The sequence below is a fragment of the Mycobacterium sp. genome, from assembly GCF_040509115.1.
In the GTDB taxonomy this organism is placed as follows: domain Bacteria; phylum Actinomycetota; class Actinomycetes; order Mycobacteriales; family Mycobacteriaceae; genus Mycobacterium.
In genome coordinates this window covers 1-18,513 of sequence record NZ_JBEVLO010000330.1, presented here as the reverse complement: position 1 = coordinate 18,513, position 18,513 = coordinate 1, and the positions used below count along the sequence as shown (strand labels likewise).

19 protein-coding genes are annotated in these 18,513 nt (G+C 68.6%); 11 read left to right on the top strand and 8 right to left on the bottom strand.

Going from position 1 to position 18,513, the window contains the following annotated elements; genetic code table 11:
• Together ABW137_RS23225 and ABW137_RS23220 are read right to left on the bottom strand one after the other, a co-directional pair.
• The coding region (locus tag ABW137_RS23225) for a hypothetical protein (protein ID WP_526403807.1) at positions 1–243 on the bottom strand (243 nt) is incomplete at its 3' end.
• A gap of 14 nt (positions 244–257) precedes the next feature.
• On the bottom strand, positions 258–917 hold the full coding sequence (locus ABW137_RS23220; RefSeq protein ID WP_526403806.1) for a GntR family transcriptional regulator: 660 nt from the start codon (positions 915–917) through the stop codon (positions 258–260).
• Between the two features lie 123 nt (positions 918–1,040).
• Between ABW137_RS23220 and ABW137_RS23215 the strand changes: the two genes are divergently transcribed.
• From ABW137_RS23215 to ABW137_RS23200, 4 genes are all read left to right on the top strand, one after another.
• On the top strand, positions 1,041–1,805 hold the full coding sequence (locus ABW137_RS23215; protein ID WP_526403805.1) for an HpcH/HpaI aldolase family protein: 765 nt from the start codon (positions 1,041–1,043) through the stop codon (positions 1,803–1,805).
• Positions 1,802–3,139 carry an MFS transporter gene (locus tag ABW137_RS23210; RefSeq protein ID WP_526403804.1) on the top strand — a complete coding sequence of 446 codons (1,338 nt, stop codon included), beginning with the start codon at positions 1,802–1,804 and terminating at the stop codon, positions 3,137–3,139. Before ABW137_RS23215 ends, ABW137_RS23210 begins: the two co-directional genes overlap by 4 nt.
• Positions 3,140–3,153: 14 nt before the next feature.
• Positions 3,154–3,975 (top strand): carbon-nitrogen hydrolase family protein, encoded by an 822-nt coding sequence (locus tag ABW137_RS23205; RefSeq protein WP_526403803.1) that lies wholly within the window; start codon positions 3,154–3,156, stop codon positions 3,973–3,975.
• 112 nt (positions 3,976–4,087) lie between these two features.
• Complete coding sequence (locus ABW137_RS23200; RefSeq protein WP_526403802.1) at positions 4,088–5,218, top strand: alpha/beta fold hydrolase; 1,131 nt, start codon at positions 4,088–4,090, stop codon at positions 5,216–5,218.
• A gap of 48 nt (positions 5,219–5,266) precedes the next feature.
• Here ABW137_RS23200 and ABW137_RS23195 read toward each other — a convergent pair whose 3' ends face one another.
• From ABW137_RS23195 to ABW137_RS23185, 3 genes are all read right to left on the bottom strand, one after another.
• Entirely contained in the window at positions 5,267–6,052 is a 786-nt protein-coding gene (locus ABW137_RS23195; RefSeq protein WP_526403801.1) for an esterase, read from the bottom strand.
• A 188-nt stretch (positions 6,053–6,240) separates the two neighbouring features.
• The gene (locus tag ABW137_RS23190; protein WP_526403800.1) at positions 6,241–7,845 is read right to left on the bottom strand and encodes an MFS transporter; all 1,605 of its coding nucleotides are present in this window, start codon (positions 7,843–7,845) and stop codon (positions 6,241–6,243) included.
• 43 nt (positions 7,846–7,888) lie between these two features.
• Positions 7,889–8,827: a LysR family transcriptional regulator gene (locus ABW137_RS23185; protein ID WP_526403799.1), complete on the bottom strand. Its 939-nt coding sequence runs from the start codon at positions 8,825–8,827 to the stop codon at positions 7,889–7,891.
• A 116-nt stretch (positions 8,828–8,943) separates the two neighbouring features.
• Between ABW137_RS23185 and ABW137_RS23180 the strand changes: the two genes are divergently transcribed.
• Complete coding sequence (locus ABW137_RS23180) at positions 8,944–9,732, top strand: maleate cis-trans isomerase family protein (protein WP_526403798.1); 789 nt, start codon at positions 8,944–8,946, stop codon at positions 9,730–9,732.
• 13 nt (positions 9,733–9,745) lie between these two features.
• Complete coding sequence (locus ABW137_RS23175) at positions 9,746–11,056, top strand: SLC13 family permease (RefSeq protein WP_526403797.1); 1,311 nt, start codon at positions 9,746–9,748, stop codon at positions 11,054–11,056.
• A gap of 37 nt (positions 11,057–11,093) precedes the next feature.
• Here ABW137_RS23175 and ABW137_RS23170 read toward each other — a convergent pair whose 3' ends face one another.
• Positions 11,094–12,533: an amino acid permease gene (locus ABW137_RS23170; protein WP_526403796.1), complete on the bottom strand. Its 1,440-nt coding sequence runs from the start codon at positions 12,531–12,533 to the stop codon at positions 11,094–11,096.
• Between the two features lie 121 nt (positions 12,534–12,654).
• Here ABW137_RS23170 and ABW137_RS23165 point away from each other — a divergent pair, with 121 nt between their 5' ends.
• Together ABW137_RS23165 and nagB are read left to right on the top strand one after the other, a co-directional pair.
• Positions 12,655–13,854, top strand: coding sequence for an ROK family transcriptional regulator (locus tag ABW137_RS23165; protein WP_526403795.1), 1,200 nt, complete (start codon positions 12,655–12,657; stop codon positions 13,852–13,854).
• A gap of 22 nt (positions 13,855–13,876) precedes the next feature.
• Positions 13,877–14,653: a glucosamine-6-phosphate deaminase gene (gene nagB / locus ABW137_RS23160; RefSeq protein WP_526403794.1), complete on the top strand. Its 777-nt coding sequence runs from the start codon at positions 13,877–13,879 to the stop codon at positions 14,651–14,653.
• A gap of 13 nt (positions 14,654–14,666) precedes the next feature.
• Here nagB and ABW137_RS23155 read toward each other — a convergent pair whose 3' ends face one another.
• Positions 14,667–15,500 carry an MOSC domain-containing protein gene (locus tag ABW137_RS23155; protein WP_526403793.1) on the bottom strand — a complete coding sequence of 278 codons (834 nt, stop codon included), beginning with the start codon at positions 15,498–15,500 and terminating at the stop codon, positions 14,667–14,669.
• 63 nt (positions 15,501–15,563) lie between these two features.
• Here ABW137_RS23155 and ABW137_RS23150 point away from each other — a divergent pair, with 63 nt between their 5' ends.
• Positions 15,564–16,958, top strand: a complete 1,395-nt coding sequence (locus ABW137_RS23150) for a pyridoxal phosphate-dependent decarboxylase family protein (RefSeq protein ID WP_526403792.1) — start codon at positions 15,564–15,566, stop codon at positions 16,956–16,958.
• Between the two features lie 3 nt (positions 16,959–16,961).
• Positions 16,962–17,393 carry a nitroreductase family deazaflavin-dependent oxidoreductase gene (locus ABW137_RS23145; RefSeq protein ID WP_526403791.1) on the top strand — a complete coding sequence of 144 codons (432 nt, stop codon included), beginning with the start codon at positions 16,962–16,964 and terminating at the stop codon, positions 17,391–17,393.
• A 23-nt stretch (positions 17,394–17,416) separates the two neighbouring features.
• Here the strand turns inward: ABW137_RS23145 and ABW137_RS23140 are convergent, their stop codons facing one another.
• Positions 17,417–17,695: an ANTAR domain-containing protein gene (locus ABW137_RS23140; protein WP_526403790.1), complete on the bottom strand. Its 279-nt coding sequence runs from the start codon at positions 17,693–17,695 to the stop codon at positions 17,417–17,419.
• 195 nt (positions 17,696–17,890) lie between these two features.
• Here ABW137_RS23140 and ABW137_RS23135 point away from each other — a divergent pair, with 195 nt between their 5' ends.
• On the top strand, positions 17,891–18,496 hold the full coding sequence (locus ABW137_RS23135; protein ID WP_526403789.1) for a TMEM175 family protein: 606 nt from the start codon (positions 17,891–17,893) through the stop codon (positions 18,494–18,496).
• Positions 18,497–18,513 lie beyond the last annotated feature (17 nt).

Sequence of the window (18,513 nt, the reverse complement as noted above, 5' to 3'; positions counted from 1 at the left end):
ATCCGTGAAGTGGTGGTCACTCCGCCTCACCCATTCGACCCGCGTGACGCCGTCGAAGACGAGAATCCCTCTGGCGTAGCAATAATTCTCGCCGGGTAACGGGTCGTGATACGCGGGATCCTGTGGCGTCAGCGCCGCCTCTAGCCGGAACGTGAACTGGCCGGGCGACTCCAAGATCTCCAGCACGTAGCTGTCCTCGAGGTAGACGCCCGCCAACGCGGGAAACGGCGTGTCGTCGATCACGGGGGTGCCCGTCCTCACCCCAGCGCAGCAGTGATCTCCGGAATCGGCCGCAGGTGCTCGTCGAGCAGCACCGCCACTCCGTCGACGTCATTGCGCGCCAACGCGTCGATGATCGCGCGGTGCTGACGGTCGATCTCCGGCACCCGTTGCGGCCGGATCTGCAACGCCCGCACCGCGACCCGCTGCTGCCGGGACCGCAGCGCGTCGTACAGCTCGGTCAGGATCGAGTTGCCGTGCGCATCCACGATCGACCGGTGGAACGCCCGGTCCAGCCGCGCGACGCTGAACCAATCCTGTTCCCGCGCCGCTTCTTCCATCTGGCTGGCCAACCCGTCCAGCGGCGACGGCGCACCCGACTCGGCCAGGCACAGCTCCCGCGCGGCATGCCCCTCGATCAGCCGCCGTGACGCGTACACCTCTTCCAGTTCCCGCGACGTCACGCTGCGCACCTGCGCCCCGCGGCGGGGGAGTAGGTCGATGAACTTCTCCGAGTTCAGCCGATGGAACGCCTCGCGCACCGGGGTTCGCGACGTCCCCACCGACTCGGAGACCCACGCCTCGTCGAGGAACCGGCCTGCGGGCAGCGTGCCCTTGATGATCTCGTCGCGCACCCACTGATACACGCGATCGCGTGCCGACTGAGTCGCACCCGCCTCAGAAACCTCGACGGCCATGTCGACTCCTTCCGATGCCCACACCGTACTGGACATCTGAGGCACATCTCACGTATACAAGAGATGTACACGAAATGTGGTCGTCGCCACACCAGTCGCACGAGCATTTAAGGGGAACAGACCGTGGAACCGAATCGCCGCTACGCCGTCTGGCTGTCCGGGCCCAACGTCGCCGCCGCCGAGATCGCCCGCCAACTCGGCTACGGCGCCGCCGTCCTGGACATCGAGCACGGCACCTTCGACCTCGCCGCCCTCGAACGCTTCATCCCGCTGCTGAAGGCCATCGGCATGGAGGTCATCGCGAAAGTCCTCGGCCCCGAACGTGGTCCGATCCAGCAGGCCCTCGACTTCGGCGCCGACGTCGTCGCCATCCCGCACGTCGAGAACGCCGCCCACGCCGCCGTCGTCACCGGTTTCGCCAAGTTCCCGCCCCTCGGCGACCGCAGCTTCGCCGGCGGGCGCACCTCGTCCTACGGTGGCTTCACCGACGACTGGGTATCCGCTCAAGATGCCAAGACGCGGTGCTACCCGATGATCGAGGACGCCGGTGCGATCGAGCAGATCGACGACATCCTCGCCCTCGACACCGTCGACGGCGTCTTCGTGGGGCCGTCGGACCTCTCGCTGCGACGCGAACGCGGCGCCTACGCCCGCACCGACGGTGACTTCGCCGACCTCGCCCGCATCGCGTCGGCCGCCCGCAGCGCAGGCAAGCCCTGGCTGCTCCCCGCGTGGAGCCCCGAGGAGAAGCGGTTCGCCGTCGAACACGGCGCCGACCAGATGGCCCTCACCATGGAGCACGGGGCCCTGCTGGCGGGTCTGTCCGCCGCGCACGACGCCATGGCCGACATCGACCGCCACGCCTCGCTCACGGGGAGCAAAGCATGAGCAACGTCGAGGCCCAACACGTCCCCGCCGCCGACCCCACCGAACGTCCCACCGGCCGCTACCGCTGGTTCATCGGCGGACTGCTCGGCGCCGGGATGTTCGTCAACTACATCGACCGGGTCAACCTGTCGGTGGCCACCCCCGCCATCATGGACGACTTCGGCATCAGCGCCGCGCAGATGGGCGTCCTGGCCTCGGCCTTCCTGTGGACCTACGCCATGCTGCAGATGCCGATCGGCAGCATCATCGACAAGATCGGCGTGCCGTGGGTCAACCGCGTCGGTGTTTTCCTCTGGGCCGTTGCGTCGTTCCTCTCGGCGGCCGCCGGCGGCCTCGGTCTGATGATCGTCGCCCGACTCCTCCTCGGCGTCGGTGAGGCACCGACCGTGCCCGCAGGCTGGAAGGCCATCGGCCAATGGTTCCCCAAGCAGGAACGCGGCACCGCCACAGCCATTTTCGACGGCTGCGCCAAGATCTCCAACGTCATCGGCATCCCCATCATGGCGTTCCTGGTGTCCACGTTCAGCTGGCACGCCGCGTTCCTCTTCACCGGAGCGCTGAGCCTCGTCTACCTCGTCGCGTGGTGGTTGCTCTACCGCACCCCGAAGGCCGCGGTCGCCGAAGGCAAGATGACCGCCGAGGAGCACGCCTACCTCAAGGCCGGAGACGCGGAGAACGAGGAGAACATCGCCGAGGGCTCGCTGCGCGGCGTCGGCTACCTGCTGCGCCGCCGCAAGACCTGGGGCCTGGCCCTGGGCTACGCCTCCTACACCTACGCCTACTACGTGCTGCTGACCTGGCTGCCCGGCTACCTCAAGCAGGAGTTCGGGGTGAACCTCCTACAGGGTGGGCTGTACTCGATGATCCCGTGGCTGGTCGCCGTGATCGCGCAGTTCCTCATCGCCGGCCTGCTGATGGACCGCTGGGTCGCCCGCACCGGCCAGGTCACCAAGGTACGGCGCATCGTGCTGGTGGTCAGCATGCTCGCGGCGCTGGCCGTCACCGGCGCGGCCTACGTCGATACCATCGGGGCTGCCATCGTGTTCATCTCGATCGGCGCTGCGGGACTTGCCGTTTCGGTGCCCGCGGGCTCGAGCATCGTCTCGCTGATCGCCCCCGAGGGTCTCACCGGCACGCTCGGTGGCATCGTCAACTTCATCGCGAACCTGATCGGCATCGCCGCACCGATCGTCACCGGAATCGTCGTCGACCGGACCGGATCCTTCGCAGGCGCATTCATCGTCACCGGTGTGGTGCTGCTGCTCGGCATCGTCAGTTATACCGTCGTCCTCGGACGGATGGACCGCATGGCCCCGCCGCCCGTGCCCGCCTGACCCTAGGAGATCCCATGGTCGTCTGCACCGTCGCCCAATTCGCCCCCGGCGAGGACAAGTCCGCCAATCTGTCGTCGATCCGCCGCCTGGTAGCGGAGGCCCAAGCGCAGGGCAGCGAGCTCGTCGTGTTCCCCGAGTACTCGATGTTCACCGTCCCGGTGATGGACGAGCGCTTCCTCGCGTCGGCCGAACGCCTCGACGGCCCCTTCGTCTCCGCGCTGAAAGCACTTGCCGCCCAACACGGCATCGCCATCGTGTGCGGCATCAACGAGGCCACCGACGAGGCCGACCGCATCCACAACACGCTGCTGGCCATCGACGCCTCGGGTGACGTCGTTGCCACCTACCGCAAGCTGCATCTCTACGACGCGTTCGGCTACACCGAGTCGACCCTGGTGCGCCCCGGCGACATCGAGGCGCCGCAGACCTTCACCGTCGGCGGCCTGCGTTTCGGCCTGCAGACCTGCTACGACCTGCGCTTCCCCGAGGTGACCCGGCGGCTGGTCGATGCCGAGGCCGACGCGGTGCTGATGCCCGCCGAATGGGTGCCCGGCCCGCTCAAGGAAGACCACTGGACGACGCTGCTACGGGCCCGCGCGATCGAGAACACCGTCTACCTCGCCGCAGCCGACCAGTGCGGCAAGTCCGGGGCGGGCAACAGCATGATCGTCGACCCGATGGGTGTCGTCCTCGCGTCGGTCGGTGAGGAGGAGGGACTCGGCACCGCCACGCTCGACCCCGAGCGGATCGAGCGGGTGCGGGAGAAGAATCCTGCGATTCGGTTGCGACGCTTCGCCGTTGTGGCGGCGACGGAATCGGTCACGCAGCCCGCCTGACGGCCCGCCTTCTGGTGGAGTACGGGGGCCCCCACGGCTGGCGCTCACGGCTGGCTACGTCGTCTTCGGGAGACATAGCCGGATGGGGAGACACGAGGAAGAGTGCGGAACCATGAACGACGAAAACCCTGAGTCAGCGCCGAGCTCGGCGTCCTCGGATGCGCCCCCGGCTGCCGGCGATGACGTCCTGGATGACCTGCGTGAGCGGCTGCGGCGGTTTCGCCATGGGCCCAGGCCCGCGGGGAGTGGGTGGGACCGCGGCGTCGAGCCTGGTTACCTCCACGAGCTGATCGAGTACTGGGCAAACCAGTACGATTGGCGCGTTCACGAGCAGCGCATCAGGTCGTTGCCATGGGTCGCGCTGGACACCGAGTCCTCGCCGATCCGAGCCATCCACCAGCGCGGCAACCCTGACGCCACCCCCGTGGTGCTGTTGCACGGATGGCCCGACTCGGTGCTGCGGTTCGAGCGGGTGCTGCCGCTGCTCCGCGACTTGGACGTGGTGGTGCCAGCGCTGCCGGGATTCCCGTTTGCCTTGCCAGCGCCCGAGGGCGGTCAGTCAGCAGCGCAGATGGCGGAGGGTGTCGCCCAAGCGATGGCTGCGCTCGGCTACGAGCGCTACGTGCTGTCCGCCGGCGACATTGGCTGCGACGTCGCCGAGGCCCTCGCGGCCCGGCACCCGGAGAACGTGGCGGCGCTGCATCTCACCGACGTCTCTCAGCTGCACTACCTCGTCGACCCACCGGCCGACTTGTCGGCTGCCGAGCGAGACTACGTCGACTACGGCCACGGTTGGCAGGCCGCCGAGGGCGGTTACATGCACGAGCAGTCGACCAAGCCGCAGACTCTCGCGGTGTCCCTTGGTGATTCACCGGCCGGGCTAGCCGCCTGGATCGTGGAGAAGCTGCGCACCTGGACTGATTGCGCAGGCGACGTGGAGTCGGTGTTCAGCCGCGAAGAGTTGTTGACCTGGGTCACCGCCTACTGGGTCAGCGATGCCATCGCGACCTCGTTCGTCCCATACGCCGAGGGTGGAGCCAAGTCCTGGGGTCGGATACCGGCCCCGACGGCGGTGACCATGTTTCCGCGCGATCTGGTGAACGCCCCGCGCGAGTTCGCCGAACGGTTCTTCAACGTCCAGTCCTGGCGCGAGTATTCAGGGGGCGGGCACTTCGCAGCATGGGAGCGACCGGAAGACTACGTCGAGGGTGTCCGCGCCGCAGTCGCCCTAGCCAATGGGTAACCGGGCCAATGGGTTCGGCCCTCCGAGCGCCAACGCGCCGCAAACCGACTACGCCAGGATCGCTGACAGCTCGCTGCGCGGCACCGAGACCTGCTGTGGCCCAGCGGCTTCGATCGTCCACATGCCCTGGCCGATGACGAAGATCACGGCGTCGTCGGTGAGGGCGAAGTTCTTGTACATGTCCGCGCCGAGGGGATTGGCGTTCACGGGGGCGCCCTCCAGGCGGTTCTTCAACTCCGTCTCCACGATGGGGTCGAGGACGGTGACCGGATCGGTGCCGGGCTTGAACAGCGTCTCGAGCGTGATCGGCGCCTGCTTGGCCAGGTCGTAGTTGAGCGCGTCGTAGTACGTCTCCGGATGGGCGCCACCGACATTGACGTACTCCTCGAGGACGACGCTCGTCGTCCCCGACTCGGGACTGCCCGACCGGTAGGTCGTGGACTTGACGTCGAGGGCCTTGGGCACGTCGCGCACGGGTGGCTCGCTGACCACCTCGACGAACTGGTCGCGCTGCCGAGTGAGGACCTCGCTCAGCCCCTTCTGGTCGGGGTAGTCGGAGGGGAAGCTCATGTCGATCGTGTAGCCGTCCGCCTCGGAGTGCACCGTGCAGACCCGATCGGGACCGACTTCTCCGCCGAGGTCGGCGCACGCGGACGGGCCGCTGGCCATCGTCGTGGCGGCGGCCGATGGCGTCGTGGTCGTCGATGAGGACGCAGTCGTCGCCGGGGGAGTGGTGACGGTTTCCGACGACGCGCCAGGCGCGGTGCCGCCACCGCAGGCGGCGGTGATGAGCGTGGCGCTCAACAGGGCCATCACCGATGATCTCGCTGCCATACCCGGCCCCCTTCGTGTTGCAGACAGTGTGGATCACGGCCTCGCCGGGCAACCTCGAAACCCAGGAACTCATCAGGGCGCGATGTCGCGGGCGCCCCAAGCCGAGGCGGTGGCGAATGCCGTCGCGTCCGCCCTTGAGCCGGAATAGCCGGGCGGCGGCGCAGATTCGCGACCGCTGTCCGCCGCGGCTACCGCCGGTCGCGCACCGCCAGGTAGTGCTCGGAGACCGGCACCCCGTCGATGTACTTCTCGACCGCCTGCTCGATGACCAGGTCCTGCCCGGTGAGCCGGGTGTAGTGCTGCAGCGTGTGCTCGCCCCAGGACCGGACGACGAAGGTCTCGACGAACGTCGACTCGCGTTCGACGCTGCGGAAGAGCCGCCACTGCGACGCCCCGGTCCGTTGGCGGGACCGGCCCAGCACCGCCATCGCCGCTAGGAAGGCGTCCTCGTCGGCCTGCGCCACGCGGTAGGACGTCAGCACCAGGACCGGCCCGTCGAGCGGTTCGGGCTCGAAGATGAGCGTCGGCTCGGGCCAGTGCGACGACGGCGTCAGATCCAGGCTGCTCGTCTTCTCGTGCAGTGGCCACCACGTCGAGGACAGCGCGCACACCACCAGCAGTGCGGCGCTCACCAGCAGGCTGGTCGAACTGGTCGTCGACGCGGCGATCACGCCCCACACCACCGAGCCCAAGGCCTGCCCGCCCATGAAGATCAGCTGATACACCGACAATCCGCGGGCGCGTACCCACGCAGGCAGGTTCAGCTGCATCGACGCATTCAGCGTCGACAACGACAACAACCACGACGCGCCCCCGATCACCAGGGCCGCCAACACGGCCGCGAAGATCGGCACCAGCGCCAGCACCACGGTGGTCACCGCGAAGCCTGCCGCACCGACCGTCAGCAACGCGTTCGGGCCGAACCGCGACCGCAACCGCGACAACAGGAACGCGCCACACACCGCACCCACCCCGAGGGCACCGAGCAGCAACCCGTAGCCCGAGGACGACAACGCGAGTTGGTTCGCCGCGATCACCGGCAGCAGCCCCCACAGTGCGCTCGCGGGTCCGATGAACAACGCCGTCCGCAGCAGGATGCGCCGCACGATCGGCGAGCTCCGGATGAACCGTCCGCCTGCACTCAGCGCGGCCAGCGCGCGCTCGGGCGGATAGTCGCGCTCGACGGCGGGGCGACGCCACCAGACGAGCACGACCACGATGCCCACGAAGGACACCGCGTTCAGCGCGAAGACCAGCGTCGGGCCCGACAGCGACACCAGCACGCCTGCGATCGCCGGACCGATCGCCCTGGCTCCGTTCATGCTCATGCTGCCCAACGCCGCGGCGGCCGGAATCTGTTCGGCAGGAACCAGATCGGGCTGAATCGCCTGCCACGCAGGCGCAGTGAGCGCCTGCCCGCAGCCGACGACGAACAGCAACATCAGCAACACGGCGGGGGTGGTCAACCCGGCACCGGTCAAGGTGGCGAGCAGACCCACCCCCGCCGCCATCGCCCCCTGCGTCGCGATGAGCAGGCGACGCCGGTCGACCAGATCCGCGAGGACTCCCGACGGCAACGCCAGCAGCACCACCGGCAGCGTCGTGGCGGTCTGCACCAACGGAACCAGGACCGCGGCGCGCGGATCCCCGACGAGCATCCACTGCGCCCCGACGGTCTGCATCCAGGTGCCGAGGTTGGAGACCAGCTGCGCGATCCACAGCGCGCGGAAGACCGGCGACCGCAACGGCGCCCACGTCGAGATGGGCCGGGCCTCTTCCTTCGACGATGTCATCCGCCGCTCCCCTCTGTGGACCCGTGGCCACGGTCGAAGTGCGTCATGTCGACGCGCGTGCCCTTTCCGAGCGCGTGGTGCCGTCGGGCGGCTTCGCCGCCACGATGAACTCCGAAAGCCGCTGCATCGCATCACCAGCGCGGTGCTCGCGACTCGACGCCAAGACCGTGTGCCGCACCGCCGCCGATTCCGCAAGCGGCAGCACCACCACCCCGTCGGTACCCGTCAGGCGCACCGCCAGCTCACTCAAGACTCCGACCCCCAAACCGGATCGCACCATGGACACCAGGGTGTGCGGGCTCGCCACCCGTCGGCCTGCACCCACGTGAACGTCGGCAGCCCCGAACATGGCGGCCACTTCGGGGGACAGGCCCCGTGCGCCGTCGCCGCTGCCCGGTGTCACCACCGACTCGTCCGCGAGGTCGCGCAGGGACACCTCTCCAGCACCAGCCAACCGGTGCGCTGGTGCCACCAGCAGTCGTAGCGGCTCATCCCACAACGGGACCCATTGCAGTTCGGGAACATTGGTCACATAGGGGAGTGGCACGACCGCAAGATCGGCTTCGTGGCGCAGCAGCATTCCCGGCAGGGTCGCCGTTGGGCCCTCCATGACCCGCACCTCGATGTTGCGCTCCGCCTTGCCGAACCGGTCGATCAGCCGCGACACGAACACGCCTGCCACGCTGGCCATGCACGCCAGCCGGACCGCCCCATAGGTCGAGCCCCGAAGCGCCGACATCTCACCGCGGGCGCTCTCCAGCGTCGCCAGCACGTCCTTCGCGCGCCCGAGGAAGATCTCACCGGCCACCGTCAGTCGCACCGGTCGTACTGCGCGGTCGACCAACACGATCCCCAACTCGGCTTCCAGCTTGGCAACGTGCTCGCTGACGCGCGACTGCGCGCGCCTCAGATCTTGCGCCGCGGCCAGGAACGCACGGTGTTCGGCCACGGCGACGAATGACGTCAGCCAGTCGAGGTGCACCCGCCGCACACTATCCGAATAGCGGATTTGGAGTATCCGAAATCGCCGGGTTCAGGCAGCTGGCCGCCGCTTTACGCTTCCCGACGACCGTGACCCGACTCACAATGAGGAGCCCCATGACCACCGGCCAGATCGACGGAACCACCCATGACCGCACCCGCTACCGCAACGCCATGGGCCCACGCGGCGTCATCGGCATCATGACGCCAGGCCCCAACGTCGTCGTCGAGAACGAGATGATGGACCTCCGCCCGCCCGGCGTCATCAACGCCGTCGACCGCTACTACGTCCCGAACCAGTCGATCGCCGCCGACGAGGACTGGTCGATCATCATGCGCCACGTCGCCGCCAATCTCGACGACTCCGTGCGCCGCCTGAACGAGGCGCTGATCGATCATCTGGTCCTCGGGATGTCCTCGCAGAGCTTCATGGGCGGCGTCGAGGGAAGTTTCGCGCTCCTCGACCACCTGCGCGACGTGTCCGGCGTCGACGTATCGATGGGCGCGCAGGCGTCGGAGGCCGCCCTGCACGAGGTCGGTGCCCGACGGCTTGCCCTCGTCACGCCGTACTACCCCGTGATCGAGAAGAACGCGGTCAGCTACTTCGAGGGGCGCGGGTTCGAGGTGGTGCACGTCGAAGGGTTGAAGTGCCGCAGCATCATCGAGGTCGCCTCGCAGGGCGAGGAGCGACTGAGCGAAGCCGTCCGGATCGCCGACCAGCACCGCCCCGATGCCATCATCCAGCTCGGCACCAACCTGCGCTTCGGCGCCCTGGCACCGGCCTTGGAACACGAACTCGGCAAACCGGTGTGGGCGGTCGGTACCGTCATCTACTGGCATGCGCTGCGTGCCATGGGAATCGGTGACCAGTACGAAGGCTTCGGCGCCCTGCTCGCCAAGCACTGAGAGGGACACGGAAATGTCGATTCAACTCATCTCCATCGCCGCCCTGGTGGCGGTGTTCGTCGTGTCCACCGTTCTCAACGTGCACATGGGTGCCCTGGCCTTCGTCGCCACGTTCGTCGTCGGCGTCGGCCTCACCGACATGTCCGAGAAGGAGGTATTGGCCGGATTCCCGGCCAGTCTGTTCGTGATCCTCGTCGGCGTCACGTTCCTGTTCGCCATCGCCAAGGCCAACGGCGCCATCGACTGGCTGGTCGACTCCGCGGTGGCATTGGTGCGGGGCCGGGTATGGGCGTTCCCCTGGATCGTGTTCCTCATCGCCGCCGGCCTCGCAGGCATCGGCGCGGTGCCGCCTGCAGCCGTCGCGATCGTCGCCCCGACGGCGATGCGACTGGCCCAGCGCTACCAGATCAGCCCGCTGCTGATGGGCCTGATGGTCGCCAACGGCGTCAGTGCCGGTGAATTCTCGCCGATCGGATTGTTCGGCATCATCGTCAACGACGTCGCCGTCGCCAACGGGGTGACGTCCTCGCCAATCCTGTTGTTCCTCAGCTGCTTCGTGATCAATGCGGTGCTCTGCTACGGGCTGTACGTGGCCATCAACCAGCGGGCTCGCCGTTCTCGTCGCAGCGATGACCACGGCGCCGACGGCACGTCCGGCCCCGCACCGCGTACCGGCGGCACCGACGTCCAGGTCATCGACACCGAGGTCGCACTGACCATCCGACCGCCGATGACCCGCTCGATCGCGGCGACCCTGACCGGTCTGCTGGTCATGGTCGGCATCGTCACCTTCACCGACCTCGACATCGGCTTCGTGGCAATGACACTCGCGGTGCTGCTCAGCATCGTCTCGCCTGGCGCGGCGAAGGAGGCGCTTCCCAGGATCGCGTGGCCCTCGGTCTTCCTCATCGTCGGCATCGTCACCTACGTCGACCTGCTGCAGGACCTCGGCACCGTCACCTACGTCTCCGACGCGGTATCGCACCTGAACTCGCCCCTGCTGATCGCCTTGCTGATCTGCGTGATCGGCGCGGTGGTGTCGGCCTTCGCCTCGACGACCGGGATCCTCGGCGCGCTGGTGCCACTCGCGGTGCCGTTCCTGCTCTCGGGTGACGTGTCGTCCGTGGCGATGATCATCGCGCTCAGCCTCGCCTCGTCGATCGTCGATTCGTCACCGTTCTCGACGTCGGGTGCGCTCATCGTCGCCAACGCCGCGGAGGAAGATCGCGACCGCGTGATGAGCCAACTTCTGCGCTGGGGCCTGACGATGATCGTCGTCGCACCGGTGATGGCGTGGACGCTCTTCGTACTGCCGGGTTGGTGAGCGGAGCCCATGCCCCGACGTGCCCGACGGCGTCAGCTCACGCCGTCGGGACGTCGCCGCCAGCCTTGTCGCCCTCCACGAACGCCTCGGTGATCTGCAGCGGTCCGAACGGCCAGGTGTGCTCGGCCTTGGCGTAGCCGAGGAAGGCGATGCAGCCCAGCACGATCCAACCGAGTGACAGGCCGATCGACAACCACGTCGCGGAGACGTAGACGAAGACCCACCCGAGCAACGCGATGATCGTCGGCACCGGGTACAGCAGCTGGCGGTACGGGCGCACCAGATGCGGCTGGCGCCTGCGCAATACGACGATCGCCGCCACCTGAGCCAGTGACTGGATGATCACCAGCGTCGCGACCGCTGCGTTGATGATCGTGGTCAACGTGAACAGCGATCCGATGATCGTGATGGCGCCCATCGTCAGCACCCCGGCGGTGGGCAGGTGCAGCTTCGGATGCAGCTTGCCGAACATCGACAGGAACACCTTGTCGCGCGCGGCCTCGTAGGGCACGCGCGACCCACCGAGCAATCCCGCGAACACCGAGCCGATGGCCGCGACCACGATGAGCACGGTGATCACCCGCGCCGCCGTGGAGCCCCACGCCTGCTCCAGCACGGACGACGCGACCGACGTCGCGGTCTTGACCTCGTCGAGCGGCAGCGAGCCGAGCACCCCGATCTGCAGCAGGAAGTACAGGCTCATGATGCCGACGATCGACAGCACGATCGACCGCGGGATGGTGCGGCCCGGATCGCGCATCTCGGCACCCAGGTACGCCGTCGTGTTGTACCCCAGGTAGTCGTAGATCGCGATGATCAGGCCCGCGCCGAGGCCCGCCCAGAACGTGCCGTGGCTGCCGAACGCGCCCGGGGTGAACGCGAAGGCCTGCGCTCCGTCGAAGTGACTGAACGCGGCGACGATCGTGCTGAGCACCGCGACCAGCATGACGACGAACAAACCCGTCGTCAGCTTGCCGATCTGACCGATCTTGCGGAACAGCGCCACCATGATCAGCAGGGTGATGACGACGCCGATGCCCTTGCCCAGCAGGGTGTTTCCGCCGTCACCTGACACACCGGGGATCAGGTAGCCGAGGTACTGGACCAGGCCGATGATGCCGGTGGACATGATGAGCGGGATGAACAGCACGGCGCTCCACACGAACAGGAACGGCATCAGCCGGCCGGTGCGGTACTGGAACGCCTCGCGCAGATAGATGTAGGTGCCGCCGGCGCCGGGCATCGCGGCGCCCAGCTCGGCCCAGATGAGGCCGTCGGCGAGGGCGAGGATCGCGCCGATGATCCAGCCGAACATCGCCTCGGGGCCGCCGATCGTGGCGACCATGGCGGGGATCGTGACGAACGGCCCGATGCCGCACATCTGGGTCATGTTGATCGCGGTGGCCTGCAGCGGGCCGATCTGGCGTTCGAGCGTCGGCTGCTTGGACGTGGCAGCACTCGTCGGGGGTGAGCTCACGTTGCACCTCCTGGATTGTTTGTTCGTTAGGAAAGTTTCTTAACATACTCGGTCGGGGTGTGGAAGAGTTCGTTTGTAAACTTCTTGACCAACGGGACGGGAGGTGGCGGTGGAGGACCGCGTGGCACCGCAAGCGGGAACCCCGGCGAGCATGCGTGCGCTCAACCAGCGGCTGGTGCTCGACCGGATCCGCGACCACGGCGAGGCGACGCGCCCCGAGGTCGCAGGCAGCATCGGGCTCTCCAAACCGACGGTGGGACAAGCGCTTCTGGATCTCGAGCAGCACGGCCTGGTGCGGGCGATCGGCAGGCGCGCGGATCGCCCAGGGCGGGCAGCGGTGGTCTACCGCACCGCGCCCGATGCGGGCTACATCGTCGGGGTCGACGTCGGTCGTCGCGCGCTGCACGTGGCGGTCGCCGACCTCGACGGCACCGTCGTGGCCCGCGTCGAGCAGCCCAACCGCGCCCGTTCCGGCGCCATGCTGGTGCGCACCGTCGGAGAGTCCGTCGACCGCGCGGTCGCCGAGGCGGGGCTCACCGACGACGACATCGTGGTCACCGTCCTCGGCACGCCGGGCATTCCCGACGCCGCAACGGGCACCGTACATCGCGCGCCAAACCTGCCCGGCTGGGAGCGACGTGGCTTGCTCGGCGAGCTGACCGCACTACTCGGCGCTGGCGGCTCCACGGTGATCGTCGAGAACGACGCCAACCTCTGCGCCGTCGGTGAGCACGCCAGCGGCGCGGCCCAGGGCATCGACGTGGTGGCGTGCCTGACCGTCGGCACCGGCATCGGATTGGGAATCCTACTCGGCGGCAGGCTGTTTCGAGGCGCCCACGGAGCGGCGGGGGAGATCGCCGACCTGCCGTACGACCGCGTTCCCGCGGGCGTGGCGGCGCACCGGCCCGGTCCGGTCGAGGTCGTGGCCGCCGGTGACGCCGTGGTGGCAGCGGCCCGCGAGGCCGGCCTGAGCCTGACCACCGCCAAGGCGGTCTTCGATCTCGCCCGCGACGGCGACGCCCGCGCGACCCGGGTCGTCGCGGACGAGGCGTCCAAACTCGCGCGGGTGGTCTCGGTGGTGACCGCCGTCCTCGATCCCGGCCTCATCGTGCTGGCGGGCGGCATCGGCCGCAACGCCGACCTGCTCGCCGACCCCATGCGCCGCGAGCTCGCCGAGACCATTCCGCTGGTACCCGACATCGTCGGGGGAGACCTTGGGGACGACGCCGTCCTCGTCGGGGCCATCGCCACCGCCATGGACACCGCGTGGGATCTGGTGTTCGAGCGCCGCGTCCTCGGCCGCACCGCCAGCAGAGCCTGAGCCCAGCCACAGAAAGCAGTCAATGGACGTCATCATCAGGACCGACGATGCCGCATGCGGCAGCACCGTCGCCGAGGTCTTCGACCACGCCATCCGATCGGGCGCCCGCACCCTCGGCCTGGCGACGGGATCCTCGCCGCTGTCGGTGTACCGCGAGTTGATCCGCAGACACCGCGACGAGGGGCTGACCTTCGTTGCGACGCAAGCGTTCCTGCTCGACGAGTACGTGGGGCTGGCGCCGAGCCACCCGCAGTCCTACGCCCACGTCATCCGGGCGGAGTTCACCGACCACGTCGACATCGATCCGCAGCGGGTGCACGGACCGGACGGGGTGGCCGACGACGTCTTCGCCGCCGCGGACTCCTACGACGCGTCGATCGTCGCGTCGGGTCCCGTCGACGTGCAGCTGCTGGGCATCGGCGCCAACGGCCACATCGGGTTCAACGAGCCGGGTTCGTCGCTGGGCTCACGCACCCGGGTGACGACGCTGACCGAGCAGACCCGGCAGGACAACGCGCGGTTCTTCGCGAGCATCGACGAGGTGCCGCGCCACGTCATCACCCAGGGGCTGGGCACCATCGGCTCCGCCAGGCACCTGGTGCTGATCGCGACGGGACAGCACAAGGCCGCCGCCGTGGCCGCGGCCGTCGAGGGTCCCGTCACCGCGAGCTGCCCGGCGTCGATACTGCAGCTGCATCCACACGTGACGGTGGTGGTCGACGAGTCGGCGGCAGTCCGGCTGCAGAACGCGGACTTCTACCGGTACGCGGACGCGCATCGGCCGTCCCGGCGGGGCTGACGTCGCTGCCTGCTCACACGGCTTCGAGCGCCACCCGGTCCCCGGCCCGGATGGCGCCCGCCCCGATCACCTCGAAGTAGGCGCCTGCGCACGGCAGGACCCCGAAGTCGAGTGCGGCAACCCGGTTTTCGGCTGCGGGCGTGCGCAGCGCGCGAGGGTCCCTTGGCAACGAGCCGTGCTCCAGCGTGGGTACGACACACCGTGGCGTCGGGCTGATGGCGCGCAGCCGTGCCTGCCCCACCACCAGGGTGCGGCCCGTCCACTCGTTCTCCGCATATGCGGGGTATCCCGGCGGCGTCGCGATCACCAGATTGGGGCGATAGCGTTCCACCTCCGTCCCGATGCGCTCGAGGGTCGCGGTGGTGATCGCGTGCACCGGTGCGTAGTCGGTGAACGCGGTGCCCGGGGTCGCCTGCGCCAACTCCAGAAGCGGCGCGTCGACCTCGGCATCGAGGCCGAACTCGAGCACCTGCTCGGGGTCCGCCCGCTCCACCGAGGCGCCCGACGGTCGGGAGTCGGCCAGCCGAACCGGCCGGGCGAGCAGTTCGGAGAGCCGACCGTCCACCTCGTCCGCATCGGCCGAGACCGTCGCCCCGTCCGGCAGCCGGATGCTCACGCGCCCGGAATCCACACTCGCGCTGCACATCAGAAGTCCCCGCCACAGCCGCGCCTGCTTGGCGCTCGCCACCCGACCGGTCTCCTCGTCGATCAGCGCCAGCCGTCGATCGTCCTCGACGCCCTTCTCGTCGACGAACAGCGCGTCAACGGCCTCGCCCAGCATCGACTTCACCGGGTAGCGGTACAGGGTGCCCACGTGCATCTGCACGTCCACTGCGGGAGTACTCATGACTGCACCCTAGTTCGCGACAACGCCATTAATCGATGGCACGAGGGGCCGTACAGTCTTCCCATGCGTGATCGCACCGCCGGTCTGTCCGCCGCCAATCGCCACGCGCGAGAGTTCCTCGCAGGCCTCGACGAGCGCTCCGTCGCCGCGCGGGTCGACGCCGGCGCCGTTCGGGAGATCCTCGGCGGCCAGATTCCGGAGCGGGGTGAGGACGCCGAAGCGATCATCGACGCGTTGGCGGCGGCCGCCGAGCCGGGTCTGGTGGCCACGGCGGGACCCCGTCACTTCGGCTTCGTGATCGGCGGTGCGCTGCCCGCCGCGCTGGCGGCGGACTGGTTGGTGTCGGCGTGGGACCAGAACGCCGCATTTCACTCGCTGTCGCCGGCGGCCGCCGCCATCGAAGAAATCACGGCGGCGTGGATACTCGATGTCCTTGACCTGCCGGCCAATTCAAGCGTCGGGTTCGTCACCGGCGGACAGGGCGCCAACACCACCTGCCTCGCGGCAGCCAGGAACGCGGTGCTCGCCAGGGTCGGTTGGAACGTCGAGGACGACGGGTTGATCGGCGCGCCCCGCGTCCACGTGGTCTGCGGCGAGCAGGCCCACGCGACGATCGACACCGCGCTGCGGCAACTCGGGCTGGGCGCCAAGACCGCGGTCCGCGTCGCCGCCGACGAGCAGGGCCGGATGCGGCCCGACGCACTTGCCGATGCCCTCGCCAGAACCGACGGGCCCACGATCGTCTGCGCGCAGGCCGGGAACGTGGCCACCGGTGCCTTCGACGACTTCCAAGCGATCGCCGACGCCTGCGCCGGGACCGACGCCTGGCTGCATGTGGACGGCGCGTTCGGTTTGTGGGCGGCCGCGGCGCCGTCGTTGCGTCACCTGACCCGTGGTGTCGCGCGGGCCGATTCCTGGGCGGTGGATGCCCACAAGTGGCTGAACGCGCCGTACGACGGCGCGATGGCGATCGTCGCCGATGCCGCCTCCCACGTCGCGGCGATGAGCCTTGCCGGGCCCTACCTCGTCGCCGACGCAGGCCAGCGCGACGGCACCAACTACGTGCCGGAGAGCTCTCGACGCGCCCGCGCCGTGCCGGTCTACGCGGCGCTGCGGTCACTTGGCCGATCCGGGCTCGCCGACCTGATCGACCGCAACTGCGCCCAGGCCCGGCGGATGGCGCACCGGCTGGCGGAGATTCCGGGTGCGCGGATCCTCAACGACGTCGTGCTCAACCAGGTGCTGGTGCAGCTGCCCGGCGACGACGACACGGCACGCGCGACGGTGGCCGCCATCCAGCGCGACGGGACGTGCTGGCTGGGCGGCACGACGTGGGACGGTCGCTACGTCCTGAGGGTGTCGGTGTCCAACTGGTCGACGACCGACGACGACATCGAACGGTCGGCCGACGCCATCACCCGGGTGGCGACACGGCCACGCCCTCCGTGCCACGATTGATTCATGGCCGATGAACTGACCTCCGAACGCGAGTTCAACGCACACAACATCGCCGAGTTCCGCGCCAACGGCGGCAAGGTCGGCGGACAATTCGAGGGGTTCCCGCTGCTGATCCTGACGTCGACGGGCGCGAAGAGCGGCGAACCCCGCGAGAACCTGATCGGCTACTTCGACATCGCCGACAAGATCTACGTGGTCGGCTCGGCGGCCGGGCGCGACGCCAGCCCCGGCTGGGTGTTCAACCTGCGTGCCCAGCCTGCGGCCAAGGTCGAGATCGGATCGGTTCCCCAGCGCAAGGTCGTCGCCCACGAGCTGCCCAAGGCCGAGCGCAACCGGATCTACGCGCTCGTCGTCGAGCGGGCGCCCGGCTTCGCCGAGTACGAGAAGAAGACCGACCGGGTGATCCCCATCTTCGAGCTGACCCCCAGCGGCTAGTTGCTAGTCCGCGGCAACGCCGCTCAGCTGGTGTATAGCAGGCGGCCCCACTCGTCGGCGACGGCCGTCGCGGCGACGGAGTCCGCGACGCGCGTCATGGGGCTACTGGCCGCCGCGACCAAAGCCCGACCGAGGGCGAACGGCGACAGTCCCCATCTGTTGGCCACCTGAACCAGCTCCGAGAAGGCGTCCTTGGGGCCGCACCGCCGCAACCCGACCAGGACTCCGAGGGCTAGGTCGAGTACCCGCGTCCCGGAATGCTCGTCAGCCCATGGATCGGCGATGCGACTGCTGTCATTCACGGGCGACTTCCCTTCGCGGTGCTGCGGATCGGCCATGGGTGCAAGAGGCCGACAGGTCCAGACCATATCGCCCGCATCGGCCGCGGTGCCGACTATTTGGCTGAGAAAGTGCTGTCGGCTGACCGGGATCCGGCACCGCAGCGCATGTCGACGTTGCATAATGGGTCGACGCGCCCAATCGATCGAGGAGGCGACATGGCCGCGCGGCAACCACCACTGGAACGAGTCGGACTGTTCTCGGATGGCGTGTTCGCGGTCCTCATCACCGTCCTGGTGCTCGAACTCGCCCCGCCCGAGGAGGCGACGTTCCACGCATTGCTCCCGTTGTGGCCGACGGCGTTGAGCTACGCCATGAGTTACCTGTTCATCGCGATCGTGTGGGTCAACCACCACCACCTGTTCGGCTACGCCGACGTGGCCACACCACGGTTGGTGTGGATCAACTTCGTTCACCTGTTCTCGGTGTCGCTGCTTCCCTTCACCACCGAATGGATCGCCGAGAGTCGGTTGGCAGCGGCACCGGTGTCGCTCTACGCGGGCCTCTTCGTCGTCGTCAACGCCACCTATCTTGCACTGTGCTGGGAGGTGGTCGACCGCCCCGACCGCGAAGACGTCACGCAGATGATGCGGCGTCTGCTGACGATGCGGTCGTTCGTCACGATCGGAGTATTCGCTGCCGCATCCGTGATCGCCACGCGGTGGCCCGCGGTCGCGATGGCGTTGATCTGCCTGTGCCTGGCAGGCTACCTGCGCCCCGACGTTCCCAAGGAGCGGGTGTCCGCGGTCGGCGGAGCTGCCTAGGCCGGGTACGCGTCCCC